The organism is Actinomyces ihuae, from assembly GCF_001457875.1.
Lineage (GTDB): Bacteria > Actinomycetota > Actinomycetes > Actinomycetales > Actinomycetaceae > Pauljensenia > Pauljensenia radingae_A.
In genome coordinates this window covers 1-26,440 of sequence record NZ_CZPX01000005.1, presented here as the reverse complement: position 1 = coordinate 26,440, position 26,440 = coordinate 1, and the positions used below count along the sequence as shown (strand labels likewise).

Sequence of the window (26,440 nt, the reverse complement as noted above, 5' to 3'; positions counted from 1 at the left end):
CATCGCATGCGAACACGCTTAGGGTAATTCCATGACTACAACGTGGACTGTGAGCGATGTCGTTACTGTGATGGATCGGTGGTATCCACCCGAAACGGCACAAGAGTGGGACAAGGTAGGCCTCATTGTGGGAGATCCCTCACGCGAGGTGCGCCGCGTTCTCATTGCCGTTGATCCCGTGGCAGCGGTAATCGACGAAGCTGTGAGCAATGAGATCGACATGATCATCACACATCATCCGCTGTATCTGCGAGGCGTGTCGTTCCTACCTGAAAGCGACCCGAAAGGGCGCGTCGTCGCCACACTCGTACGTGGCGAGTGCGCACTGTTCAACGCCCACACCAATGCCGACATCGCCTATCGGGGAGTCGCGCATGCTTTGGCAGACCTGCTGGGACTGGAACGCACGCAGCCGCTGGACCCCTCGGGACGTGACCGCGACGGCCGCTCGGTGGGACTGGGGCGCGTCGGAACAATAGATCCGGTGACCCTGCGTGAATTTGCGCAGCGAGTGGCATCTGCATTGCCTGCCGGTCCGCACGGCCTGTTCGTGGGCGGAGACCTGGAATCAACCGTCGCGCGTGTGGCGGTGTCAGGCGGTGCAGGTGATTCCCTGCTTGAGCAGGCACGCGCATCCGGTGCCGACGTGTTCGTCACCGCTGATCTGCGCCACCACCCCTCGTCCGAACACCTCGAAGGCGGAGCGCCTGCACTGATCTCAGGATCCCATTGGGCGACCGAATGGCCGTGGGTTCCGGTGCTCGCGCAACGACTCAGCGAGCAAGCCGAGGCGGACAACGTCTCCGTCGACATCACAGCGTCTACCATAGTGACAGAACCATGGACGGCTCACATGCAGACAACCGGAGGAACTCAGTGAAGGCATCACCTGAAGATCAACGCTCGCTACTCGAGTTGCAGTCATTGGATCGCGCCATCATGAAGATGCGACACCAGCGTGACACACACCCGGCGCACGCCAAGCTGCGTGAACTTGCCGGACGGGCAGAGGACCTCAAGCGTGCTGCGATCAACCAGAGTGCAGTGATAGCCGACACGAAACGTGACGTGGCGCGCATCGAAGCGGACATTGAGCGAGTCAACACACGCAAGAGTGCCCAGGAAGGACGCATCGAACGCAATGAAGTTCCCCTGCGCGACATTAACGCAATGGAACACGAAATCGCCCAGATGCGCACCCGGCTCAACAGCCTCGAAGAAGACCAACTTGAAGTTGAAGAACGCCTCGAAGCTGCCCAAAAAGCACAAGACGACATGATCCGCGAAGCGCAGGCGTTGACGCAGGACGTGGAAGCAACCAAGAAACAGTTCGAAGATGATAACGCGCAATCTGACCTCGAACTGGCTGACCTGGAGTGCAAGAGAGCTGACCTGAATGACTCGCTGCCCTCTGACCTCATCGCCGAATACGACTCGGTCTGGCAGCGGCACAGCCCCTTCGCCATCGTGGAGGTGCGAGGCGGCGTCGTCACAGGAGCCACCGGCGAAATTTCGCCCGCCGAGCTGCAGCAGATAAATGCATTGCCCGCAGACGAGGTGTACTGGTGCGTCGACACCGGCCAGATAGTGGTGCGAACCGACGCCTAAACGTCGCCCCGGCCACGCGCGGTTCTTGCCTGACCGCACGCTATTCCACCCCGCCCCCGCACGATATCACCCGACAGCACGCCGTCCCCTGAAAATCACACCGATCGAAGTAGGCCCTGGCGCCGCGCGCGTCGTAGACTCGAGGATGCAGATGAGTCGGCCGGGCGGCCGCGGCACCGCGTGATGCGGTGACGAGGAACGTCCGGGCTCCACAGGGCAGGGTGATGGCTAACAGCCACCCGGGGAAACCCGCGGGAAAGTGCCACAGAAACAAGACCGCCGCTGGCGCGAAGAACACTTCGCACCAGCGGTCAGGGTGAAAAGGTGGGGTAAGAGCCCACCAGTAGGCCAGGTGACTGGTCTAGCTAGGTAAACCCCACCCGGAGCAAAACCGAGCAGCAAGTACGAGCGGCCCGCTCCACGCTTGCGGGTAGGTTGCTTGAGGCCAGTGGCAACACTGGTCCTAGAGGAATGGTCGCCGCTGCCGACTTCGGTCAGCAGGACAGAACCCGGCGTACAGGCCGGCTCATCTGCACTCTCACGCGTCCGACGGCAGTGTCAAAATGTCGGCGCCATCTTCGGTCACCACGATCGTGTGCTCGAACTGCGCGGTGCGGGAACGATCGGCCGTGACAACAGTCCAGTCATCATCCCACTGCTCCCATTCGACAGTGCCCAGCGTCAGCATCGGCTCAATGGTGAACACCATGCCCGGCTCCATCACCGTGTCATACAGTGGTGCAGCATCATAGTGCGGAATGATCAAACCCGAGTGAAAGGCTTCGCCCACGCCGTGTCCGGTGTAATCGCGCACCACGCCGTAGTCAAAACGCTTCGCATACACCGAAATGACACGTCCGATCACGTTGATCTCACGGCCAGGTTTGACCGCCCGGATCCCACGTATCATCGCTTCGCGTGTCCTCTCACTGAGCAGACGCGACTCCTGATCAACATTTCCCACCTCAAACATGGCGCAGGTGTCACCGTGGACACCCTCGTAAAACGCCGTGATATCGACGTTGACAATGTCGCCATCTTCGAGGGGGCGATCATCAGGAATGCCGTGGCAGATGACCTCGTTGATGGAAGTACACAGCGACTTCGGATACCCCATGTAACCCAGGCATGACGGGTAGGCGCCAGCACCGACAATAAAATCATGTCCGATGCGGTCGAGCTCATCGGTTGTCACACCGGGGCGAACCGCCTCACCCACGACACGAAGCGCATCGGCGGCAATGCGGCCAGCGTGGCGGATCCGTTCCACAGTGTCCGCATCCTTAATATCCGAGGCAGTGACGTTTTCAGGGCCATCGTGGAACATGTACTCGGGGCGTTCAATCGACTCAGGCACCGAGCGCATGGGGGAGATACGTCCGGCAGTCAGGTTGCCCAGCGGCGCGCGACGCGCATTGGCAGATGCCGGAATACGACCAGAATTGTCAGAACTACTCATAGCCCTAGCCTAGATCTTTTGCCGACCAGTGCTGGGATGTCACTGCTGGTGATAATTCTCCGGAGCAGGAAATGTGCCATCTTCCACACTTTCCACATACTCGGCAGCAGCCGCCGTGATCTCACGCCCGATCTGCGCGAAACGATGGACGAACGAAGGAACCCATTCCTGCATCCCCACCATGTCCGACCACACCAGTACCTGCCCATCGGTGTGCGGGCCAGCACCGATACCAATAGTGGGAATCTCCAGCGCAGCAGTGACGTCAGTGGCCACGTCGTCAGGCACCATCTCCAACACAACGGCAATCGCACCGGCATCCTGCAAAGCCAGCGCGTCAGCAATCATCGCATCGCGCTGATCGCCACGGCCACGCATACGCGGACCGCCGATCGTGTTCTCTGATTGCGGCGTGTACCCCAGGTGTCCGACGACGGGAATACCGGACTGGCTCAGTAGTCGGACAGCTTCCACGCGCGGTCGGCCTCCCTCGAGTTTGACCGCATGGGCACCAGCGCGCATCAATTGGGAAGCCGATTCAAACGCCTGCTGTGCACTGGCCTCGTACGTTGCGAACGGAAGGTCTGCCACTACCAGGGCGCGGCGTGTGGAACGTGCCACTGCTGCAGTTGCTCGAACCATGTCGTCCAACGTGACGCGCAACGTGGAGTCATACCCCAACATCACGTTGCCGTAGGAATCACCCACCAGCAGCATGTCAACACCTGCCGCATCCAGCAGCGGGGCAATAAGCGCATCATAAGCTGTCAACATCGTGAGTTTTCGGCCCTGCTGCTTAGCTTGAGCAAGGTGGTGGACGCGAACTTTTTTCGGTTTCGTCGGCGCGGGGACCGTATCAACGGCCGCAGCGTCGGAGGGCGCAAGTGAACTCATATCTGTAGCCTAGACGCTTTCGTCAGTGCACCGGGCTTACACGCGATCGCGCTCAGTGAACTGTCCAGCCAATGGCGACGAATGGGCGGACTCGCTTCGACGGCTAATATGGGGGAAGAGGAAACGTGGAGTTTTCCCGTATGACCGATTGTCAATTTCGACCGAGGAAGCAGGATATGGCTGACTGTGCTCCTGAGCTCAATCCGCTTGACGGTGAAGCGGTGAGCGCCCTCGTCACTGATGCGCTGGCGCGTATCAGTGAGGCGAGTTCGCTGGCCCAACTCAAGACCGTTCGCACCCAGGTGATGGGTGATCAGGCACCCCTGATCCAGGCTAACCGCACGATCGGGTCACTGGACCCCGCTGACCGTGCGCAGGCAGGCAAGACACTGGGCGGTGCCCGCAAGCAACTCGCCACTGCGCTGTCCGAACGTGAATCAGTGCTGCGCGACGAAGAGGAAGCCCGCGCGCTGGAGACGGAAGCCGTGGACGTCACGGTGCCGACCGGGCGCCAGAGTCTGGGCGCGCGTCACCCTCTGGAAACCTTGATGGAGGAAGTGGCCGACCTGTTTGTGTCGATGGGATGGGACATCGCAGAAGGCCCGGAAATCGAGCACGAATGGTTCAACTTCGATGCGCTGAACTTCGACATTGACCACCCGGCTCGCCAGATGCAGGACACCCTCTACGTCGATGGCCGCTCCGTCGGTGGCGACCACGAGGATGACGGTCACCTGGTGATGCGCACGCACACCTCGCCAGTTCAGGCCCGCTCCATGCTCGCTCGCGGTGTTCCGCTCTACGTCGCATGCCCCGGTAAGGTATTCCGCTCCGACGCGCTCGACGCGACACATACACCTGTTTTCCACCAGGTTGAGGGTCTGGCAGTTGATCGCCACCTGACGATGGCGCACCTGAAGGGAACGCTGGATCACTTTGCGCGCCAGATGTTCGGCCCTGACGCGCGCACGCGGTTGCGCCCCAGCTTCTTCCCCTTCACTGAACCGAGCGCCGAGATGGATCTGTGGTTCCCGCAGAAGAAGGGCGGCCCCGGCTGGATTGAATGGGGTGGCTGTGGCATGGTCAACCCAAACGTGCTGCGCGCCTGCGGCGTCGACCCTGACGAGTATTCCGGTTTCGCATTCGGCATGGGTATTGAACGCACGCTCATGCTGCGTCACGGCATCGCTGACATGCACGACATCGTCGAGGGAGACGTGCGCTTCTCCCAGCAGTTCGGACTCAACGGAAGGGGATACTGAACATGCCTATGGTTCCATTGTCGTGGCTTCGTGACCACGTAGAAATTCCCGCCTCCGTGACGGTTCCGCAACTGGCCGCAGCGCTGGTGAAAGTGGGCCTGGAGGAAGAAACAATTCATCCCGCCCGCGTGACGGGCCCGCTTGTCGTGGGCAAAGTGCTCACACGCGAGCCGAAAGAACAATCCAACGGCAAAGTCATCAACTACTGCCGCGTCGATGTCGGCCAGCACAACGACGAGCCGGGAACTGGGAAAGAGCCATCTGACCTGCCCAGTCGCGGCATCATCTGCGGTGCTCACAATTTTGATGTGGGCGACCTGGTGGTCGTCAGCCTGCCGGGCGCAGTTCTGCCCGGCCCCTTCGAGATCTCTGCCCGCAAAACCTACGGTCACATCTCTGACGGCATGATCTGTTCGGAGCGCGAACTGGGCCTCGGGGAGGACCACAACGGCATCCTCGTTCTGACCGACAAGTTCGATGCCGACCAGATCCCCGCTCCCGGATCAGATGTGATCCCACTGCTGGGACTGGGGGAAGAGGTCCTCGAAATCAACGTCACCCCTGACCGTGGCTACTGCTTCTCCATGCGTGGCGTGGCGCGCGAATACTCCCACTCAACGGGAGCAACCCTGACTGATCCCGGTCTGCCCGATGGCCTTGACCTGCCCGAACACTCCGACTCAGCTTTGAGCGTGGAAGTTGAGGACAAGCGCCCGATCCGCGACCACGTCGGGTGCGACCGCTTCGTTACACGCATCGTGCGCGGCGTCGACACGCACGCTCAGACGCCCAAATGGATGGTGGAGCGCCTGGAGATGGCAGGCATGCGCTCAATCAGCCTGCCCGTCGACGTCACCAACTACATCATGTTGGATCTGGGCCAGCCGATGCACGCTTACGACCTCGGTTCTGTGGCAGCACCCATCGTGGTGCGCAGAGCTGAAGAAGGTGAACATCTCGTCACCCTCGATGGTGAAGATCGCGCACTGAACGACGAAGACCTGCTTATCACGGATTCTCCACAAGGCCAGCATGGATCGCGCATTATAGGACTTGCCGGAGTGATGGGCGGCCTCGACTCTGAAATCACTGAGGGGACAACAGACCTGGTCCTCGAAGCTGCGCACTTTGATTCCATTTCAATTGCGCGCACGTCCCGACGCCACTTCCTGGCCTCTGAAGCCTCGAAGCGTTTCGAACGCGGTTCGGATCCGGCGATTCCGCCCGTCGCGATTGCCCGGGCTTGCGCGCTGCTTGAAGAATACGGCGGGGGACGGGCTGACCCCCACGTGTTCGAGGTCAATACCGTGCCCGAAGCTCGACCGATCGACATGAAAGTGAGTGAGACGCAGCGCCTGACCGGACTCGAATTGCCTCCGGCACGCATTCGCGAACTGCTGGAAACAATCGGCTGCCAGGTTCATGGCGAGGACAGCGAGGCCCAATGGCAGGTGACACCTCCGAGCTGGCGACCTGACCTGACCGGGCCTGCCGACCTGGTCGAAGAGGTCGCGCGCCTGCACGGATACGATGAGATCCCGTCAATCCTGCCGCAAGCCCCCGCTGGACACGGCTTGACCACGGCGCAGAAGGCTCGCCGTGACGTCGCACGCGTCCTGGCCAATGCTGGACTGACCGAGGCAGAGTCCTACCCCTTCATGTCCACTGCTGCCCATGACCGCCAGCAGCTGGCTGCCGATGACCCGAACCGTCAGGCAGTGCGCCTGCGCAATCCGCTGGCCGACGATGCGCCGCTGCTGCGTACACGCATCCTGGACACGCTGCTCGATGTTGCCGGACGCAACATGTCACGCGGTATGAACCACATCGCGGTCTTTGAGATTGCGAAGGTTGTGCGCCCGGCAGGAACGGTTCCATCCGATCTGCCGTCCGCTGAGCAGCGTCCCTCTGCCGAGGTGGAAGCTCAGCTCCAGGCCGGCGTTCCCTCGCAGCCGTGGCATGTGGGAGCAATCTTGTGCGGAAATGCCACAGGTAACGGGGTGTTCGAGCAGCCCCGCGTCTACGACTGGGCCGATGCCATCGACCTCGTCTGGCGCGTCGCACAGTCACTGGGCGTCAAGGTGGAAACAGCACGCGGCTGGCTTCCTGAATCTACCCCCGTGCGCAAGGGGCCGCCGATGCCTCAGGCGAGCAGTGACCCGCACGCAGTGGCACCGTGGCATCCAGGCAGGATGGCGCAGGTTTTCGTCCGCAACGGCAAGACTCTGACTGTTGTGGCGCGAGCCGGCGAACTTCACCCGCGTGTATGTGAGGCATTCGGTTTACCCAAGCGCTCATGCGCACTGGAGCTGGACGTCGACGCGCTGGTGGCGCATATGGCGGAAGAACCAATCCAGGTGAGCGGCGTGTCAACGTTCCCGGTGGCAAAAGAAGACTTCGCACTGGTTGTCGCCAATGACATTCCCGTTGCCCGCGTTGCTCAGGTGATTCGCCAGGCGGCAGGTGCCCTGGCCGAAGAGGTATCCCTCTTTGACATTTACGAGGGCGACCAGGTTCCCGACGGTCACCGCTCGCTGGCCTTCACTGTGAAACTGCGTGCCGATGATCGCACTCTGAGTGCAGATGAGGTTACGCGCACACGCAACGACATCATTTCTCGCACAGGTAAGACGCTCGGGGCGCAACTTCGCGCATAACGAATGCGCGAATCGTGATCAGTGCGGCCGGTGCGTGAAGCGCCGGCCGCACTGGCGCATACGCGTGTGCTCGGGCGTTAGTCCTGCTCAGAGTCTGAAACGTATGCACAGCAGGGCAGTATTTGCGACTTCTTGACCGATTCGGCTCACATTGGCGCGCCAAAGCGTCCATACTGGGATTATGAAAATCCTCGTCACTGCTTCGTCAAAACATGGTGCAACCCGTGAGGTTGCCGAACGTATCTCTGACCGTCTGCGCTCGCACGACTTCGATGTCGAGATGATCAATCCGGAGGATGTGAAGTCTCTGGAATCCTACGATGCTGTTGTGTGCGGTTCAGCCGTGTACATGACGCAGTGGATGGCGCAGGCTAACGATTTCATGGAGCGTTTTCGCCCGAACCTGCTGTCGATGCCAGTGTGGGCTTTTTCAGTGGGTCTGTCCGGAGTGCCGAAGCATTCGCTGCAGGATCCCTCGCGCATTGGTCCGGTGCTGATGAAGGTGCCGATTGTTCACCACCAGAAGTTCCCGGGTCGTTACGACCCCTCGCGCCTGTCACTGCGTGAGCGCACCATCGCGCGCCTTGCCGGTGCGGTAGAAGGTGATTTTCGGCCGTGGGACGAAGTGGATCAGTGGGCAGATGAGATAGCACAGGATCTGAAGTTGGGTAATACGGCACCGCAGGAGTCGGACGCTCAGTAGTCCTGGTGTCCATATAGAGGACACCCGTTATGCAAATTATGCATGACTGTGTATAGTCATGCATATGAATTTTCGGGCAGCTATTGCAGGAGTATCGGGATACGCAGGAGGCGAAATCGCACGCCTCCTTACCGCGCATCCTGACATCACGCTCAGCATAGTTACGGGAGCATCTTCCGCCGGCAACACCCTGGCACAGATGCATCCGAACATCACCGGGCCCCAAGGTGCGCTGGTGATCCAGGACACAACAGCCCAGGCTCTCGGCGGCGTTGATGTGATTTTCCTGGCCCTGCCACACGGACACTCCGCCCGACTTTCCGATGAGCTCGCACGCGCAGGCACGTCAGCACTGATCATCGACTGCGCTGCCGACCATCGACTGACCGATGCAGACGAATGGCATCGCTACTACGGCACCGACGCAGCCGAACCGTGGACCTATGGAATGCCAGAGTTGCTGCACAGCGGCGAAACACAGATGACACGTCAACGCGACGCCCTCGCACACGCCGGTCAGATCGCCGTGCCCGGCTGCAATGCGACAGCAGTCACCCTGGCAATACAGCCAGCCATCGCCGCGCACATCGTCGAACCCACCCTATGCGCCACCTTGTCAGTGGGTTATTCAGGTGCCGGTCGATCACCCAAACAGCATCTGCTGGCCTCCGAGGCACTCGGCGCGATCGTGCCTTACGGCGTGGGAGGGACCCACCGGCACATCCCCGAAATCATCCAAAACCTGCGCATCAGCGGGGCGGACGACGTTCGCCTGACATTCACGCCCGTTCTGGTCCCCACAGCTCGCGGCATCGTGGCGACAGTGGTGGCACCGCTGCACGCATCCGTCAGTGCAGATGACGTGGCCCACGCCTACAGCATCTACGATAATGAGCCGCTGATCGGTGTCAGCCACGAGGCACCCTGGCCGTCCACTGCGCCTGTCAACGCGACCGGCTGTGCCCTCGTCAATGCAGTGATTGACGAACGTGCCCACAGTCTTGTCACTATCTGCGCACTCGACAACCTCGGTAAAGGAACTGCGAGTGCAGCCATCCAGAGCGCAAACCTTGCGCTCGGCCTGCCTGAACTGACCGGAATCCCCACCATCGGAGTGACACCATGAACCAGACAGCACCATTGGCCGGCGTGACAGCACCTCAGGGATTTCTCGCATCAGGGGTTCACGCAGGGATCAAAGCCAGCGGTAACCGTGACGTTGCCCTCGTCGTCAACACCGGACCGACCGAGCTTCGCGCCTCGGCAGCAGTCTTTACCTCCAACCGCGTCGCCGCTGCTCCCGTCCATCTTTCCCGCGCACACTTCGCCGCGGGCACTGTCAGTGCCGTCGTGTTGAACTCCGGGGGAGCGAACGCCTGCACGGGCGAGCAGGGCGCACGTGACGCCCAACAGATGGCCGACCACGTCGCGCAGGCACTCAGCCTGGCCGACAGCATGCAGGTCGGTGTGTGCTCCACCGGTTTGATCGGTGAGCTGCTGCCGATGGAGGCAGTAATCAGCGGAATTGATATGGCGGTGGGCGAACTTGCTGATACGCCTGAAGCGGGAGCCAACGCTGCCGATGCCATCCGAACCACCGATACCGTGAACAAGACGATCGAGATTCATGCAGACGGCTACACAGTCGGAGGAATGGCGAAAGGTGCAGGTATGCTCGCGCCGGCACTGGCGACCATGCTGTGCGTCCTGACAACCGATGCAGTCGTTGACCAGCGTGAACTTGACGCCGCCTTGCGTGAAGCGGTCCGCACGACGTTTAACCGCGTGGACTCAGATGGATGCCGCTCCACCAATGACACCGTCATTGTACTGGCTTCTGGAGCATCCGGTCACCGCGCCGATGCACAGGAACTGACCGAACATCTGCGCAGCGCCTGCGCAACGCTGGCACGCCAGCTCATTGCGGACGCCGAGGGCGCCACTCATGACATCGACATCACCGTGCGCGGTTCACACAGTGAAGAAGCAGCCGAGATTATCGCCCGTGCCGTCGCGCGATCGAACCTGCTCAAAGCCGCCATATTCGGCAATGACCCGAACTGGGGGCGAGTCCTGTCAGAAATCGGCACAATCCCTGAAGAGATCGCACCATTTGACCCGGATGCCATTGACGTGAGCTTCAACGGTGTGCAGGTCTGCCAGGCAGGGGGAGTGGGGCAGTCGCGAGACCTCGTCGACATGACGGATCGGCAGGTCAGTATTGAGGTCGATCTGCACAATGGTTCAGCCAGTGCCACCGTCATCACCTCCGACCTGACCTACGACTACGTCCACGAGAACAGCGCGTACTCATCATGACCACACTGACAGCGCGGGATAAGACCGCTATTTTGCTGGAAACAATGCCGTGGCTGCGTCACCACCGCGGCAAGTATGTCGTGATCAAGTATGGCGGCAATGCGATGGTGGACGACTCACTCATGCACGCATTTGCCCAGGATGTCCTTTTCTTGCACCAGTGGGGTGTCAAGCCGGTCGTCGTTCACGGCGGTGGTCCTCAGATCAACCAGATGCTGTCCCGGGTGGGCCTTGATGCGCCCTTCACCAAAGGGCTGCGGGTCACCACCGAGGACGTCATGGAGATTGTGCGCATGGTGCTGATTGGAAAAGTACAGCGCGAACTGGTCAGCCTGCTTAACGTTCAGGGTTACCGGGCCATCGGACTGGCAGGAGAAGACGCGGGTCTGTTCCAGGCTCAACGCACACCCGCATGGGTCGATGGTGAAGCCGTTGATATTGGATTGGTGGGAACTATTACCCACGTCAACGCCCAGCCACTGATGGCGCTGGTGGATTCGGGTTTCATCCCGGTAGTCTCCTCCGTTGCACCCAACCAGGATGCGCCATCTGGAGTGCTCAACATTAACGCCGATTCTGCTGCAGCAGCACTGGCTGGCGCGATCGGTGCTGAAAAGCTCATCATGTTGACCGACGTGGAAGGACTCTACGCAAACTATCCGGATCCAAACTCTCTGATCAGTCGCCTTTCGCGCAGTGAACTGGCCGCCCTCGTTCCCACCCTTGATTCGGGGATGGCGCCGAAGATGACTGCTGCGCTGGCCGCCCTCGAACAGGGTGTGCCGCGTGTCCACGTCATCGACGGCCGCCAGCCGCACTCCATGCTGCTGGAAGTCTTTACTGACGAGGGCGTCGGAACGATGATCACCACCGACGGAAATGAAGGGGAGGATCAATGACCTGGGAAAATCGCTACCATGAGGCGCTCATGGACACATTTGGACCTCCTCAGCGTATCCTCACGCGTGCACAGGGCTGCACGGTTGTGGACGACACCGGAGCAGAGTACCTGGACCTGCTGGGCGGAATTGCCGTCAACGTGCTGGGACATTGCCACCCGGCCATTGAGCGCGCAGTGAGTACGCAACTGGCAACACTGGATCACGTCTCCAATTTCTTTGCCACACCGCCGCAGATTGAACTGGCCGAACGTGTTCTCGGCATCGTGTGCGCGGACGCCGTTCCAGACGGATCACGTGTCTTTTTCACCAATTCGGGTACGGAGTCCAACGAGTGCGCCATCAAAATGATCCGCACCTGGGGCAACAGGAAGATCGACGAGGGTACCAAGGGCTTTTCTGCCGACACGACACCTCGCATCATTGCGTTGACTGGCGCATTCCACGGACGCTCAGCGGGCGCACTCTCAGTGACCTGGAAAGAGGCTTACCGCACGCCATTTGCACCGTTGCTCGAAGGAATCGAATTCATTGAGCCGAACAATTTGGACGCACTCGACCGCCACCTGACCCAAGGCGTGGCAGGCATCATCGTTGAACCCATCCAGGGAGAAGCAGGCGTCTACCCGCTCAGTGATGAGTACCTTCAGGCCGTGCGTCTGCGCTGCAATGAGATCGGCGCACTGATGGTCGTTGACGAAGTACAAAGCGGCATGGGACGCACCGGACAGTGGATGGCGCACCACCACGCAGGAATCACGCCCGACGTCGTCACCCTCGCCAAAGGACTAGGTGGAGGCATGCCGATTGGAGCCTGCGTCGGTATCGGCCAGGCTGGATCGATCCTGACCCAGGGAATGCACGGCACGACTTTTGGCGGCAACCCGGTGTGCGCCGCCGCAGGCCTGGCCGTCATCGACACCATCGAAAACGATGCGTTGCTGGCACACGCCCTCACGCTGGGTGAACAGTGGCGCGCCGAACTGCGTGAGACAGGCGGAGCGGCGGTGCGCGAGGTGCGCGGACGCGGCCTGCTTATTGCGGTCGAATTTAATGAACCGTGCGCCAGTGCGCTTGTGCGCCATGCAGCTGACGAAGGATTTATCATTAATGCGCCAAACGCCCATACAATCCGTCTGGCACCACCGTTAACGCTGTCACACCAGCAGGCTCAGTCCTTCACTGAGGCTCTGCCTGCATTGGTTCACAGCGCCCGGCAGACACTCGGCCACGCACACAAGGAGGACTGATGACAGACCACGCCGGCCCTGACACGCAAGGCATCCCGTCGTCACGCACCGCTCGACGCGGAGCCATTGTGGACATCCTTGCCGATCAGCAGATCTCCTCTCAGAAGGAACTGCGTGAAGCACTGGCCGTATTGGGTATCGAAACGACGCAGGCCACTTTGTCACGTGACCTCGTGGAGATGCACGCCACGAAGATTCGCACGGCCTCAGGTAAACAGATCTATTCAGTGCCGGACCTGGACGGGGAACAGACGCGTCGTGGAGAAGAATCACTGGCGCGCCTGGAGCGATGGGCTCAGGACCTGCTCGTTGCAGTAGACACCGCCGGCACATTCCTGGTTGTGCGCACACCAGTGGGCGCAGCCAACCTGCTCGGATCAGCCATCGACACCGCGCGGCTCGAGGGAGTCGTTGGCACCGTGGCAGGAGATGACACTATTTTCGTCGCATGTCGCAGCACTGAGGACGCCGTGGAACTTCAGTCAACACTGATCGCACTGGTCGAGCCTCGCCAATAAGCGTGAATCATTCGAGTACGACAATCAAAGGGTAGAAACGAAATGAGTGAACACAAAGACCGCGTTGTACTGGCCTACTCCGGTGGGCTTGACACCTCTGTTGCAATCGGCTGGATCGAACAGCAGACAGGTATGGAAGTGGTTGCCGTTGCCGTTGACGTGGGGCAGGGCGGCGAAGACCTGGAGGTGATCCGCCAACGCGCCCTCGACTGCGGCGCCGTGGAAGCATACGTCGCAGATGCGAAGGAAGAGTTTGCTTTCGACTACTGCATGCCCGCGCTGAAAGCCAACGGACTGTACCAGGGGCGCTACCCCCTCGTATCTGCGCTGTCACGCCCGCTGATCGTTAAGCACCTGGTGCGCGCCGCACGGCAATTCGGCGCCACCACCGTGGCACACGGCTGCACCGGCAAAGGCAACGACCAGGTCCGCTTCGAAGTATCCCTCACATCGATGGCTCCTGACCTGAAAACGATCGCTCCCGTGCGTGACCTCGCGTTGACCCGCGACGTGGCCATCGACTACGCCAACAAGCACAATCTGCCCATTGAGACGACGAAACACAATCCCTTCTCGATCGACCAGAACGTGTGGGGTCGTGCCATCGAAACAGGGTTCCTTGAAGACATCTGGAACGCGCCGACCAAGGACGTGTACAACTACACCGACGACCCGACCTACCCGCCACTTCCTGACGAGGTAGTCATCACCTTCGAGCAGGGTGTCCCCGTCGCCATCGATGGGCGTGCCGTGACTCCTCTGGAAGCCGTTCAGGAAATGAACCGCCGCGCTGGCGCGCAGGGCATCGGCCGTATCGACATTGTCGAGGACCGCCTGGTGGGCATCAAGTCGCGTGAAATATATGAAGCACCAGGAGCCGTGGCCCTGATCGCCGCTCACCAGGAGCTTGAAAACGTCACCGTCGAGCGCGAACTGGCACGCTACAAGCGCCGCGTGGACGAACGCTGGTCCGAACTCGTCTACGACGCGCAGTGGTACTCACCGCTCAAGAATGCGCTGGACGCTTTCATCGAGAACACGCAGACCTACGTCAGTGGTGACATTCGCATGACGCTGCACGGTGGGCGAGCAACGGTGACAGGTCGACGCTCCGACTCCTCCCTGTACGACTTCAACCTTGCGACCTACGAGACGGGCGATACCTTCGACCAGTCCCACTCGCGCGGCTTCATTGAAATCTACGGAATGAGCGCCAAACTGGCAGCAGCCCGCGACGTGCGTTTCGGACGCGGTGTGAACTTCGACGAGGACGCGCACTAGTCGGCGCTTCCTCTCGTGATCGAACCGTAACCGGATCGTTTCTAAAGAGCGTCCGACTCCTCATCGAACCGATTAGGACTTACCCCCGGTTTTTCGTACCCTCGTATTCTGAGGCATCGAAGCCGGGGGTTGTCCCTGCCCACGGCACGAACCTCCGCTTCTTCATTTCACCACCAGGTTTTCGAGGGGACACATGGCGCACCACCTTGCGATCGCATCCTCCTCGTCACGGCGTCTTCTTGACCGGACAGTGACGAGGGAGGCTTCCTCGGATGTGCGCCCTCGTGAGCTGCGCGTCACCATGTCGTCTCCGCTGCGAAACGCCGGCTGGGCGCTCAGCACCTTGACGTGGGCAATTCGCAGAGCACGCCTGAATGCAACACTTCGGTGGGGTGCTCACGCCAACGAATACCTCGAACCCATGATTGCCTGGGTCTTTTTCCTGACATTCAGCGGAACGGGATTTCGCGCGCTGATCGGATGGGTCGGATACGGCATCATCGTCGTGCTGTCCGCAGCAGTATTCATCGCGATGTTTGTCATTGCGGGGCGGCGCGTGACGATCCGCCGTGTCCCGTGGACGATCGCGGCATTCCTACTGGTGTGCTGGATGTCAGCCCTGTGGGCCGAGTATCCGGGGATCTCAGCGTTAGCATCACTGGGCAGCACACTGAGCGCTCTCATTGGAATCATGATCGCCATCGCGGTGCCGCTGGAGCGCCTCATCGACGCGTTCGCCGCAGCGATGCGATGGTCGGTGGGAATCAGCCTGGTGATGGAGCTATGGTGCGCCATCTTTGTCGGCCATCCGATCGTTCCTGTGTGGCTGCGCGGCCAGGGTAACGTGGGCGCCACGCAGCTGTGGACTGAATCCGCACTGTTCAGAGGTGGCCCCATCCAGGGGTTTGTCGGCAACCGCAACCCACTGGCCGCAATCGCACTGTTCGGCATCATCTGCACGGTGATTCAGCTCCGCGCGCGACGCATGAGCTCCAGGCGTGCCCTCACATGGTTCGCCCTCTACGCGGCGACACTGGCGCTGACACGGTCAGCTACCGTTTTCGTGGCGCTGCTGGCATGCGCCGGAGTATTCCTGGTTGGAACCGTTCTACGGCGCGTGCGCGCGCACAGGCGGCAGCGCGTCCTGCGAATTTCGGCGATGGCTCTGCTGATCGTCAGCGTCGTCGGAGCGCTCCTGTACGCCCCGATCGCTGAGTTTATCGGTCGCGACGCAGACCTGACGGGACGCTCTGACATCTGGCGTGCAGTGTTTGAGCTGTGGAAACAACGGCCCATCGGCGGGTGGGGATGGGTCATGCTGTGGCCACCGTGGATCCCGATGTATCGCGATCTGGTGATTCGTCAGGACGGCGCGCCCACGCCTCACGCCCACAACGCATTCGTGGACGTGTCGTTCCAGACCGGACTCATTGGCCTGGCCGTCTTCGTCATTGCCATCTGCGTCATCGGTATTCGCGTCTTGCACGTCGCCATTCGCCGTATCGACGGTGACGTGTACTCGCTGGCACCGGCACTGATGATGACGGCCATTTTGGTGCAGTCCCTCACTGAATCGCGCCTCCTATTCGAAGGCACATGGATTCTGTTCGTCGCCCTGGCCACATGGCTGGTCGTCAGGGTCGAACAGGAAGACAGCGAAGTGGGCGTGGGGGTATTGTCCCTGCCGGTCCCGCCTAGTCCTGGTCAACGGGGTCGCGCACCACAGGACACGACATACAGCGCGGACCGCCGCGGCCGCGTCCCAGCTCAGCCCCCTGAATCTCGATGACATCGATGCCTGCGCGGCGCAACGCAGCATTACACAGCGGGGAACGATCATAGGTAATCACCTTGCCAGGTGCAATCGCCAGCGCATTGAAACCGTCATTCCACTGCTCGCGATCCACGTCGGAGAAGGTGCCATCTGGACTGATGAAACGCAACGAGCGGCCCATCAGCACTTCCAGTGCGCGTCGAAGATCGTAATGCATATCCTCGACGATCGGAGCGCCCCCATCGGGGCCGGGTCGCAACGTCATCGTGCGCACGTCACCCAAGCGCGGATACAGCAAGAAAGCATCCCGGTCGACCTGCGTCAACACTGTGTCCAAGTGCATGAAGGTACGCACATGCGGCAATACGACAGCCAGGACCGTGTGGGCGTGACCGGCCTCGAACATTTTGACAGCCAAGCGCTCAACACCTTGCGGCGTGGTGCGTTCCGACACGCCAAACACACCGATCCCATCGCCCACCACCAGAGCGTCGCCGCCCTCGGCACTGCGAATAGCACCTGATGTGCCGCGCGACCACCAGTGGAAATCCCAGGGGGCAAAACGTGGATGGTACTGGTAGATAACCGAATAGTGCAGCGATTCGCGCTCGCGCGCCAGACGTGACATCGAATTGACGGCCACACCACCGTGAATCCACGCAGACGCATCCCTCGTGAACAGGTGGTTTGGCAGGGGACGAATCAGGAAATCTTCATCTTCGAGCGTGCGTGTCACCAGCGAGCGCACAGGCGACACGCTCTTCCACTCATCGACCGTCAAACCGTCCACACACATGGCGGTCAGGCGATCTGCCGACAGATCCGCCGTCCATTCGCGCAGCGCAGGGGTGAGCACCGGTCCGAGCCGGCGTTCATTGAGCGTGCGATCCAGTACCGCCTGGCGGGCCTGCTCGTGGTGCAGTGTCTGCGACAACAATGTGCGCAGCTTGTGCACCTCGATGCCTTCGCCCTCCATGACTTCGACGAACTGATCGTGCTCAGCTCGTGCACGGCCCGGATCCATCAGATCATCAAAAAGAAGCTCAGCATGATTGAGGGGAGTGAGCCGTTCGACTTCCTGACCGGGGCGGTGCACGATCACCTCACGCAGCCGACCGATCTCGGAATCCACACGGGGATTGACGTCCACTGTTCCTCCTCACATTGCTGCAGTGCTGAGTATATGCATTTTGTCTGTGTCGATGTTGGCATCGCGGCGTGCGAACAGGCATCATGAAACTATGAGCGCAAACTCGACATTTGATGCAGCACAACGCCAATCGTCTCCCGCCCGTCCCGTCGCATTGTGGGGTGGACGATTTTCAGGCGGCCCCTCTCAGGCGCTTGCCAGATTGTCCGTGTCAACTCACTTTGACTGGCGGCTGGCCCAGGCTGATCTGGCCGGCTCGAAAGCTCATGCACGCGCCCTAAACAGAGCAGGGCTGCTGACCGACGAAGAACTGGACGGCATGGAATCCGCTCTCGACGAACTCAGCGCAGAAGTCGCATCGGGCGCCCTCGTCCCTGACCCTGATGACGAGGACGTGCACACTGCGCTCGAACGCGCATTGATCGACAAAGCGGGCGCTGAACTGGGTGGGAAGTTGCGCGCCGGCCGCTCACGCAACGATCAGATCGCTACGCTCATCCGCATGTATCTGCGCGACGAGGCGCGACACATTGGAGCGCTGACACTTGACGTTGTGGACGCACTGCTCGAACAGGCTCGCCTGGCGGGGGATGCGATCATGCCCGGACGCACTCACATGCAGCACGCGCAGCCCGTTCTGGTCGCCCATCACCTCGGCGCACATGTGTGGCCCTTACTGCGCGATGTGGAACGTCTGCGTGACTGGGATCAACGAGCTGCCGTCAGCCCGTACGGTTCGGGCGCACTGGCAGGAAACACGCTGGGAATGGACCCACAGACCATTGCCGAGGAACTGGGCTTTACCGACAGTGTCGCCAACTCTATCGACGGCACAGCTTCGCGCGACGTGGTTGCAGAGTTCGCCTTCGTCATGACGATGATCGGAATCGACCTATCGACCCTGTGCGAAGAAATCGTCATCTGGAATACCCGAGAATTCGACTATGTGACTCTGGATGATTCGTTCTCCACGGGCTCATCGATCATGCCGCAGAAGAAGAATCCCGACGTGGCCGAACTGGGACGAGGCAAGGCCGGGCGCATGATCGGTGACCTCACGGCGCTGCTGAGCGTCCTCAAAGGAATCCCGCTGGCTTACGATCGAGACCTGCAGGAAGATAAGGAACCTGTCTTTGATCAGATCGACACGCTTGACGTGCTGCTGCCGGCCATTGCCGGAATGGTCTCCACGATGCGCCTGAACTTCGAGCGAATGGCGCAGCTTGCACCACAGGGTTTCTCGCTGGCTACAGATATTGCCGAGTGGCTCGTCAAACAGGGAGTGCCTTTTAGAGTGGCGCACGAACTGTCCGGTGCGTGCGTGCGCCAGGCAGAGGCACGAGGCGTGGAATTGTGGGACCTGACCGATGACGAATTTGCTGCGATCAGCGAGCACCTGACACCTCGCGTGCGCGACGTGCTCAGCGTTGAGGGATCGGTTGCTGCCCGCAATGCCCGAGGAGGAACGGCGCCGGACCGGGTGCGCGAGCAGTTGTCCGAGGCGACCCGTCTGGCCAGCACGCATCGCGCCTGGATTCAGGAGGGCGTGGCGTCGTCTCATTCGTAGTGGACACGTGTGACGAGGGTGGCCCGACCCGACTAAGCTAACCGCAGTAGGTGAACGCCTGCCTGGCGCGCGCCTGAGAGAAGAAAGCCAACACGACCGCGATCATAAGGAGAGCAGAGCGGTGACACAGGATTTAGTGGACGAACTACAGTGGCGTGGGCTGATTGCTCAGCACACGGATTTGGATGCGCTGCGTGCGCACCTGAACGCTGGTCCGGTCACCTTCTATTGCGGTTTTGATCCAACTGCCGCCTCTTTGCATCACGGTCACCTGGTGCAGGTGCTTCTCATGCGGCACCTGCAAAACGCTGGCCACAAGCCGTTGGCACTGGTTGGTGGCGCAACGGGCATGATCGGTGATCCGCGCCTGTCCGGTGAACGCCAGCTTCAGTCACGCGACGTGGTGGGACAGTGGGCGGACAGACTACGCGCCCAGCTTTCGCAGTTCCTTGAGTTCGACGGGCCGGCCGCGGCACGCCTCGTCAATAACCTTGACTGGACCAGCCAGCTGTCCGCGATCGACCTGCTGCGCGACGTGGGCCAGTACTTCCGAGTCGGCACCATGCTGTCAAAAGATATCGTCGCTCGCCGCCTGAATTCTGAAGAGGGAATCTCGTTTACCGAATTCAGCTACCAGATCCTCCAGGCGCATGACTACCTGCAACTGTTCCGGAACTACGGCTGCACCTTGGAAACCGGCGGAAACGACCAGTGGGGCAACATGATTGGCGGTGTGGAACTGATCCGCCGAGTCGAGGGCGCCACCACGCATGTGATGACCACACCGATCATCACGAAGTCTGACGGCACCAAGTTCGGCAAGTCCGAGGGCGGCGCGATCTGGCTGGATCCTCAGATGATGAGCCCGTACGCGTTCTACCAGTTCTGGCTGCAGGTCGCGGATGAGGATGTCGTGAAGTTGCTGAAGGTCTTCACCTTTGATTCCCGCGAACGCATCGAAGAGCTTGCCCAGTCGGTTGCCGAGCGTCCACATCTTCGCGAAGGACAGAAGGAGCTGGCCGAAAAGGTCACCACGCTGGTGCACGGTGCAGATGCAGTCGCTCGCGTGCAGGCTGCGACAGAAGCGCTGTGGGGCAGAGGAGATCTGCGTGAAGTTGACGAAGAGACGCTGGTTGCTGCGACTGGCGAACTACCATCCGGTAGCATTCGCGTTGGCCATGACACGATTGTGGATGCCTTGATTGCGTCGGGCCTGGAGAAGGGCCGCTCTGCTGCGCGCCGTACCGTCGCATCCGGTGGTGCGTATCTGAACAATGTCAAGGTCGAAGACGAAGACGCCCCGATTGAAGCATCAGACCTGCTCGCCGGCGGTCTGGCGCTCATTCGACGAGGGCGCCGCAACCTTGCTGTTGTGCATGCCAATCAGTGAACAAGTGCTGACTGAACCGAGGTGCGTGCAGGTGGCCGTGAACCGGCCTGAATGCGATGCTTGCCACTGACACGGCACGGCTTAGTGCTACGTTGAGAATGTCGAGTGGCGAATCGACGATGCCAGCTGGCGTATTGAGAACATCGACCGGCGCGATGAGAACGTCAACGAGCGTGGTGAGAATGTCAATCGGTACGTGAGACCTGACGAAGGGCCGGGATCTGTGATGCAGATCCCGGCCCACTCATTTGACAGATCGCCCGATTGTTCGTAGAGTATTTTCTTGTCGCCCGGGCGGTGCTGATTGTTTGTGGTTGGTGTTGTTTGTGGTGGTTGTCCCGCGTTTGTGGCCTTTTGTTTGGGGTTGTGGGCGTAGTGGGGGTGTTGTTTGTGAACTCGATAGTGTGTTTGTTTTGTTGATGCTTGTTTTTGTTTTTTGAGTTTTTTTTGGTTGGGATTGGCTGCCCTGTTGTGGGGTGGTTGTTTTCTGAGCAGATTATGGTTTTTGTTTTTTGTTTGGAGAGTTTGATCCTGGCTCAGGACGAACGCTGGCGGCGTGCTTAACACATGCAAGTCGAACGGGATCTGCGTGGCCTTTGTGGTTGTGTGGTGAGAGTGGCGAACGGGTGAGTAACACGTGAGTAACCTGCCTTTTTCTTTGGGATAACGCTCAGAAATGGGTGCTAATACTGGATGTTCTGCGCTTTCCGCATGGGGGGTGTGGGAAAGGGGCCTTTGTGGTTTCTGGAGGGAGATGGGCTCGCGGCTTATCAGCTTGTTGGTGGGGTGATGGCTTACCAAGGCTTTGACGGGTAGCCGGCCTGAGAGGGTGGGCGGTCACATTGGGACTGAGATACGGCCCAGACTCCTACGGGAGGCAGCAGTGGGGAATTTTGCACAATGGGGGGAACCTTGATGCAGCGACGCCGCGTGAGGGATGGAGGCCTTCGGGTTGTGAACCTCTTTCGCTCGTGTGCAAGCCGCTATTTGGGTAGTGGTGAGTGTAGCGGGTAAAGAAGCGCCGGCTAACTACGTGCCAGCAGCCGCGGTAATACGTAGGGCGCGAGCGTTGTCCGGATTTATTGGGCGTAAAGGGCTTGTAGGCGGTTTGTCGCGCCTGTCGTGTAATCCTCTGGCTTAACTGGGGGTGTGCGGTGGGTACGGGCAGGCTTGAGTGCGGTAGGGGAGATTGGAATTCCTGGTGTAGCGGTGGAATGCGCAGATATCAGGAGGAACACCGGTGGCGAAGGCGGGTCTCTGGGCCGTTACTGACGCTGAGGAGCGAAAGCGTGGGGAGCGAACAGGATTAGATACCCTGGTAGTCCATGCTGTAAACGTTGGGCACTAGGTGTGGGGGCCGCCCTTGGTTTCTGCGCCGTAGCTAACGCTTTAAGTGCCCCGCCTGGGGAGTACGGCCGCAAGGCTAAAACTCAAAGGAATTGACGGGGGCCCGCACAAGCGGCGGAGCATGCGGATTAATTCGATGCAACGCGAAGAACCTTACCAAGGCTTGACATGCGCCCTGAGCGCCTAGAGATAGGTGTGCATTTGGTTGGGGGTGTGCAGGTGGTGCATGGTTGTCGTCAGCTCGTGTCGTGAGATGTTGGGTTAAGTCCCGCAACGAGCGCAACCCTTGCCCTATGTTGCCAGCGCGTTATGGTGGGGACTCGTGGGGGACTGCCGGGGTTAACTCGGAGGAAGGTGGGGATGACGTCAAATCATCATGCCCCTTATGTCTTGGGCTTCACGCATGCTACAATGGCAGGTACAGAGGGTTGCGATGCTGTGAGGTGGAGCGAATCCTTTAAAGCTTGTCTCAGTTCGGATCGGGGTCTGCAATTCGACCTCGTGAAGGTGGAGTCGCTAGTAATCGCAGATCAGCTACGCTGCGGTGAATACGTTCTCGGGCCTTGTACACACCGCCCGTCACGTCACGAAAGTTGGTAACACCCGAAGCTTGTGGCTTAACCTTTTTGGGGGGAGCAGGTGACGGTGGGATTGGCGATTGGGACGAAGTCGTAACAAGGTAGGCGTACCGGAAGGTGCGGCTGGATCACCTCCTTTCTAGGGAGCCCTGTTTGTGCGTTTGTTTCTGCTCTTTTTGGGGTGGGGCGCGTTGTGGGGTTGCAAGTGTTGGCGGAGCAGACACATTGTCGGGTTTTCTTTCAATTCCTGTGTGTTTTGGAAGTGTGTGTTGCCTGCGTCTGGCTGCTGTTGTGGTGGTTGGGTGTGTGGTGGGTTGTTTGTGAACTGTATAGTGGTTGTGAGCATCTTTATTGTGTTTTCTGTGTTTTGTTGTTTTTGCATGTTTTCATGTTTGTGTTGTGTTTAGTTTTTGTGGGCATTCGGTGGATGCCTTGGTACCAAGAGCTGATGAAGGACGTGGCGGCCTGCGATAATCCTTGGGGAGTTGGCGAGCGAGCGTTGATCTGAGGGTGTCCGAATGGGGGAACCTGGCTGGGGTTGTGCCTGGTCACTATCATCTGAATTCATAGGGTGGTAGGGGGAACGCGGGGAAGTGAAACATCTTAGTACCCGTAGGAGAAGATATTTCGTCAGTAGTGGTGAGCGAAAGCGGATGATGGCTAAACCGTGTGCGTGTGTGACTCGGCGGGGGTTGCGTGTGCGGGGTTGTGGGGCTCTTTTTTCTCATCTTCTGCCGGGGGTGGGGGTGTGTGCGTGTGCGTGTGGTGAACATCTTGGGATGGGTGACCGAAGTGCGTGATAGTCGTGTAGCTGTGTGTGTGCGTGTGTGCCAAAGGGGTGCCCGAGTAGTGCGGGGCTCGTGGAATCTCGTGTGAATCTGCCAGGACCACCTGGTAAGCCTGAATACTTTTTGGTGACCGATAGTGCATAGTACCGTGAGGGAATGGTGAAAAGTACCCCGGGAGGGGAGTGAAATAGTGCCTGAAACCGGGTGCCTGTAAGCCGTCAGAGCCTGCTTTTGTTGGGTGATGGCGTGCCTTTTGAAGAATGAGCCTGCGAGTCAGTGATGCGTGGCGTGCTTAACCCGTGTGGGGGATGCGTAGCGAAAGCGAGTCTTAATTTTGGGCGTGTGTCGCGTGTTGTGGACCCGAAGCGGGGTGATCTACCTATGGTCAGGGTGAAGCTATGGTAAGACGTGGTGGAGGCCCGTACCCACCAGGGTTGAAAACCTGGGGGATGAACTGTGGGTAGGGGTGAAAGGCCAATCAAACTCCGTGATAGCTGGTTCTCCCCGAAATGCATTTAGGTGCAGCGTCACACTGGGCTTGGTGGAGGTAGAGCTACTGGTTGGTTGATGGGCCGTGTTGGTTACTGACGTCAGCTAAACTCCGAATGCCATTTCAAGTGGGTGTGGCAGTGAGACTGCGGGGGATAAGCTTCGTGGTCGAGAGGGAAACAGCCCAGATCATCGGCTAAGGCCCCTAAGCGTGCGCTGAGTGGGAAAGGATGTGGAGTCGCGTTGACAGCCAGGAGGTTGGCTTAGAAGCAGCCATCCTTGAAAGAGTGCGTAATAGCTCACTGGTCGAGTGGTTGTGCGCCGATAATGTAGCGGGGCTTAAGCGTGCCGCCGAAGCCGTGGCAATAACTTTTTGTTTTTGGGTAGGGGAGCGTCCTGCTCTGGGTGAAGCTGCCTGGTGATGGGTGGTGGACGGGGTGGGAGTGAGAATGCAGGCATGAGTAGCGTTTCGTGGGTGAGAATCCTACGCGCTGATTGACTAAGGGTTCCAGGGGCAGGTTTGTCCGCCCTGGGTTAGTCGGGTCCTAAGGCGAGGCCGACAGGCGTAGTCGATGGGTGACCAGTTGATATTCTGGTACCGTTTGTTTTCCGTCTAACGCTGCATGCTTTCGCGTCGTGTGCTTGCCGTGCGTGGTGTTGTCTTTCGGGATGATGCTGAGTGTGGCTGTGTGTGGTGTGGGGTGTGTGGTGAGCATTGGGGTGACGCAGGGAGGTAGTTGCTGCACACTGGTGGTTATGTGTGTCTAAGGTTGTGGCCTGTTTCTTGGGTGAAATCCGGGAAGCTGCGTTTGATCGCGTGGGTGAGGGCTGATGGGGCTGCCTGTTGGGGTGGCTAGTGGTGATCCTGTACTGCCGAGAAAAGCCTGGATGTGAGGAAGATGAGCGCCCGTACCCTAAACCGACTCTGGTGGTCAGGTAGAGTATACCGAGGCGTGCGAGTGAATCATGGTTAAGGAATTCGGCAAATTGCCCCCGTAACTTTGGGATAAGGGGGGCCCTGCTGGTGTGCCTGCTGTGCGTGGGTGGTGCTGGTTGGGGTCGCAGAGAATTGGGAGAAGCGACTGTTTATTAAAAACATAGGTGTGTGCTAAGCCGTAAGGCGCTGTATACGCACTGACGCCTGCCCGGTGCTGGAAGGTTAAGAGGACGACTTAACTGCTTTTTTGTGGTGAAGGTTTGAATTTAAGCCCCAGTAAACGGCGGTGGTAACTATAACCATCCTAAGGTAGCGAAATTCCTTGTCGGGTAAGTTCCGACCTGCACGAATGGCGTAACGACTTCTCCGCTGTCTCGACCGTGATCTCGGTGAAATTGCAGTACGAGTAAAGATGCTCGTTTCGCGCAGCAGGACGGAAAGACCCCGGGACCTTTACTATAGCTTGGTATTGGTGTGTGTTTGTGCTTGTGTAGGATAGGTGGGAGACTGTGATGCCGTGCCGCTAGGTGTGGTGGAGTCGTTGGTGAAATACCATTCTGGTTCAAGTATGCATCTAACTTGGAGCCCTGATCGGGTTTGGGGACAGTGCCTGGTGGGTAGTTTAACTGGGGCGGTTGCCTCCTAAAGGGTAACGGAGGCGCTCAAAGGTTCTCTCAGCCTGGTTGGTGATCAGGTGGTGAGTGTAAGTGCACAAGAGGGCTTGACTGTGACACTGACGGGTGGAGCAGGTACGAAAGTAGGAACTAGTGATCCGGCCATGGCTTGTGGAAGCGTGGTCGCTCAACGGATAAAAGGTACCCCGGGGATAACAGGCTGATCTTGCCCAAGAGTCCATATCGACGGCATGGTTTGGCACCTCGATGTCGGCTCGTCGCATCCTGGGGCTGGAGTTGGTCCCAAGGGTTGGGCTGTTCGCCCATTAAAGCGGTACGCGAGCTGGGTTTAGAACGTCGTGAGACAGTTCGGTCCCTATCCGCTGCGCGCGTTGGAAACTTGATGAAGGCCCGTCCCTAGTACGAGAGGACCGGGATGGACGAACCTCTGGTGTGCCAGTTGTACTGCCAGGTGCATTGCTGGTTGGCTACGTTCGGTTGGGATAACCGCTGAAAGCATCTAAGCGGGAAGCTTTCTTCGAGATGAGGTTTCCGTGCCCCCCTTTTTGGGGGGTGGGAGGTCCCCAGTAGATGACTGGGTTGATAGGCCAGAGGTGGAAGCATTGTGAGGTGTTGTGAGCCGACTGGTACTAATGGGCCGATTCTAAACCAACACTCCACACTAGTGTGTGGGGCGAAGCGAGAAAACACGTGCACCCTATGTTTGGGGTGTGGTGCTTGCAATCACTGTGCGGTACACACTCAACCCACATACGGTGGGTGGGTGACATTTTTTGCGGTGGCTCATGGCAGGCGGGAAACGCCCGGCTCCTTTCCGAACCCGGAAGCTAAGCCGCCTTTGCGCTGATGGTACTGCGACCGGGGGGTCGTGGGAGAGTAAGACACTGCCGCAATCAACCGTGAGTTGGGGGTGGGGTACAGGCCTGGAGACAGGC

General features: G+C 59.5%; 17 protein-coding genes, 3 rRNA genes and 1 other RNA gene. 18 read left to right on the top strand and 3 right to left on the bottom strand.

Annotation, left to right across the window (positions count from 1 at the left end):
* Positions 1-31: 31 nt before the first annotated feature.
* The 3 genes from BN3002_RS04870 (at position 32) to rnpB (ending at position 2,141) form a co-directional block, all read left to right on the top strand.
* Positions 32-880 carry a Nif3-like dinuclear metal center hexameric protein gene (locus BN3002_RS04870; RefSeq protein WP_058236934.1) on the top strand — a complete coding sequence of 283 codons (849 nt, stop codon included), beginning with the start codon at positions 32-34 and terminating at the stop codon, positions 878-880.
* A complete protein-coding gene (locus BN3002_RS04865; protein ID WP_058236933.1) occupies positions 877-1,608 on the top strand; it encodes a zinc ribbon domain-containing protein in 732 nt (243 codons plus the stop codon). The genes BN3002_RS04870 and BN3002_RS04865 overlap by 4 nt, the downstream gene beginning before the upstream one ends.
* 152 nt (positions 1,609-1,760) lie before the next feature.
* An RNA gene (rnpB, locus tag BN3002_RS10645) (RNase P RNA component class A) lies at positions 1,761-2,141 on the top strand.
* Between the two features lie 5 nt (positions 2,142-2,146).
* On the opposite strand, the gene map is transcribed toward rnpB, so the two are convergent.
* Positions 2,147-3,067 carry a type I methionyl aminopeptidase gene (gene map / locus BN3002_RS04860; protein ID WP_257525473.1) on the bottom strand — a complete coding sequence of 307 codons (921 nt, stop codon included), beginning with the start codon at positions 3,065-3,067 and terminating at the stop codon, positions 2,147-2,149.
* Between the two features lie 39 nt (positions 3,068-3,106).
* Positions 3,107-3,961 carry a 3-methyl-2-oxobutanoate hydroxymethyltransferase gene (gene panB, locus BN3002_RS04855; RefSeq protein WP_058236932.1) on the bottom strand — a complete coding sequence of 285 codons (855 nt, stop codon included), beginning with the start codon at positions 3,959-3,961 and terminating at the stop codon, positions 3,107-3,109.
* Positions 3,962-4,137: 176 nt separating this feature from the next.
* Here panB and pheS point away from each other — a divergent pair, with 176 nt between their 5' ends.
* From pheS to BN3002_RS04805, 10 genes are all read left to right on the top strand, one after another.
* Positions 4,138-5,223, top strand: coding sequence for a phenylalanine--tRNA ligase subunit alpha (gene pheS, locus BN3002_RS04850; protein ID WP_058236931.1), 1,086 nt, complete (start codon positions 4,138-4,140; stop codon positions 5,221-5,223).
* 2 nt (positions 5,224-5,225) lie between these two features.
* Entirely contained in the window at positions 5,226-7,880 is a 2,655-nt protein-coding gene (gene pheT, locus BN3002_RS04845; RefSeq protein WP_058236930.1) for a phenylalanine--tRNA ligase subunit beta, read from the top strand.
* A 181-nt stretch (positions 7,881-8,061) separates the two neighbouring features.
* Positions 8,062-8,583 carry a flavodoxin domain-containing protein gene (locus tag BN3002_RS04840; protein WP_058236929.1) on the top strand — a complete coding sequence of 174 codons (522 nt, stop codon included), beginning with the start codon at positions 8,062-8,064 and terminating at the stop codon, positions 8,581-8,583.
* Between the two features lie 64 nt (positions 8,584-8,647).
* The gene (argC, locus tag BN3002_RS04835) at positions 8,648-9,709 is read left to right on the top strand and encodes an N-acetyl-gamma-glutamyl-phosphate reductase (RefSeq protein WP_058237811.1); all 1,062 of its coding nucleotides are present in this window, start codon (positions 8,648-8,650) and stop codon (positions 9,707-9,709) included.
* On the top strand, positions 9,706-10,902 hold the full coding sequence (gene argJ, locus BN3002_RS04830) for a bifunctional glutamate N-acetyltransferase/amino-acid acetyltransferase ArgJ (protein ID WP_058236928.1): 1,197 nt from the start codon (positions 9,706-9,708) through the stop codon (positions 10,900-10,902). The genes argC and argJ overlap by 4 nt, the downstream gene beginning before the upstream one ends.
* Complete coding sequence (argB, locus tag BN3002_RS04825) at positions 10,899-11,801, top strand: acetylglutamate kinase (protein ID WP_058236927.1); 903 nt, start codon at positions 10,899-10,901, stop codon at positions 11,799-11,801. Before argJ ends, argB begins: the two co-directional genes overlap by 4 nt.
* Positions 11,798-13,051 (top strand): acetylornithine transaminase, encoded by a 1,254-nt coding sequence (locus tag BN3002_RS04820; RefSeq protein WP_058236926.1) that lies wholly within the window; start codon positions 11,798-11,800, stop codon positions 13,049-13,051. Before argB ends, BN3002_RS04820 begins: the two co-directional genes overlap by 4 nt.
* On the top strand, positions 13,051-13,569 hold the full coding sequence (gene argR / locus BN3002_RS04815; RefSeq protein ID WP_058236925.1) for an arginine repressor: 519 nt from the start codon (positions 13,051-13,053) through the stop codon (positions 13,567-13,569). Before BN3002_RS04820 ends, argR begins: the two co-directional genes overlap by 1 nt.
* A 42-nt stretch (positions 13,570-13,611) precedes the next feature.
* Entirely contained in the window at positions 13,612-14,850 is a 1,239-nt protein-coding gene (locus BN3002_RS04810) for an argininosuccinate synthase (RefSeq protein WP_058236924.1), read from the top strand.
* Positions 14,851-15,043: 193 nt separating this feature from the next.
* On the top strand, positions 15,044-16,639 hold the full coding sequence (locus BN3002_RS04805) for an O-antigen ligase family protein (protein WP_058236923.1): 1,596 nt from the start codon (positions 15,044-15,046) through the stop codon (positions 16,637-16,639).
* Here the strand turns inward: BN3002_RS04805 and BN3002_RS04800 are convergent.
* On the bottom strand, positions 16,545-17,774 hold the full coding sequence (locus BN3002_RS04800; protein WP_058236922.1) for an arginine deiminase: 1,230 nt from the start codon (positions 17,772-17,774) through the stop codon (positions 16,545-16,547). The genes BN3002_RS04805 and BN3002_RS04800 overlap by 95 nt on opposite strands.
* Positions 17,775-17,865: 91 nt before the next feature.
* Between BN3002_RS04800 and argH the strand changes: the two genes are divergently transcribed.
* The 5 genes from argH to rrf all read left to right on the top strand — a co-directional run bounded on the left by argH (position 17,866) and on the right by rrf (position 26,398).
* On the top strand, positions 17,866-19,341 hold the full coding sequence (gene argH, locus BN3002_RS04795) for an argininosuccinate lyase (protein ID WP_058236921.1): 1,476 nt from the start codon (positions 17,866-17,868) through the stop codon (positions 19,339-19,341).
* Positions 19,342-19,462: 121 nt separating this feature from the next.
* Entirely contained in the window at positions 19,463-20,731 is a 1,269-nt protein-coding gene (tyrS, locus tag BN3002_RS04790) for a tyrosine--tRNA ligase (RefSeq protein WP_058236920.1), read from the top strand.
* Between the two features lie 513 nt (positions 20,732-21,244).
* Positions 21,245-22,795: ribosomal RNA gene (locus BN3002_RS04785) — 16S ribosomal RNA — on the top strand.
* Between the two features lie 261 nt (positions 22,796-23,056).
* A 23S ribosomal RNA gene (locus BN3002_RS04780) occupies positions 23,057-26,157 on the top strand.
* Between the two features lie 122 nt (positions 26,158-26,279).
* Positions 26,280-26,398: ribosomal RNA gene (gene rrf, locus BN3002_RS04775) — 5S ribosomal RNA — on the top strand.
* Together the 16S, 23S and 5S rRNA genes form the textbook arrangement of a ribosomal RNA operon.
* The last annotated feature ends 42 nt before the right edge of the window (positions 26,399-26,440 follow it).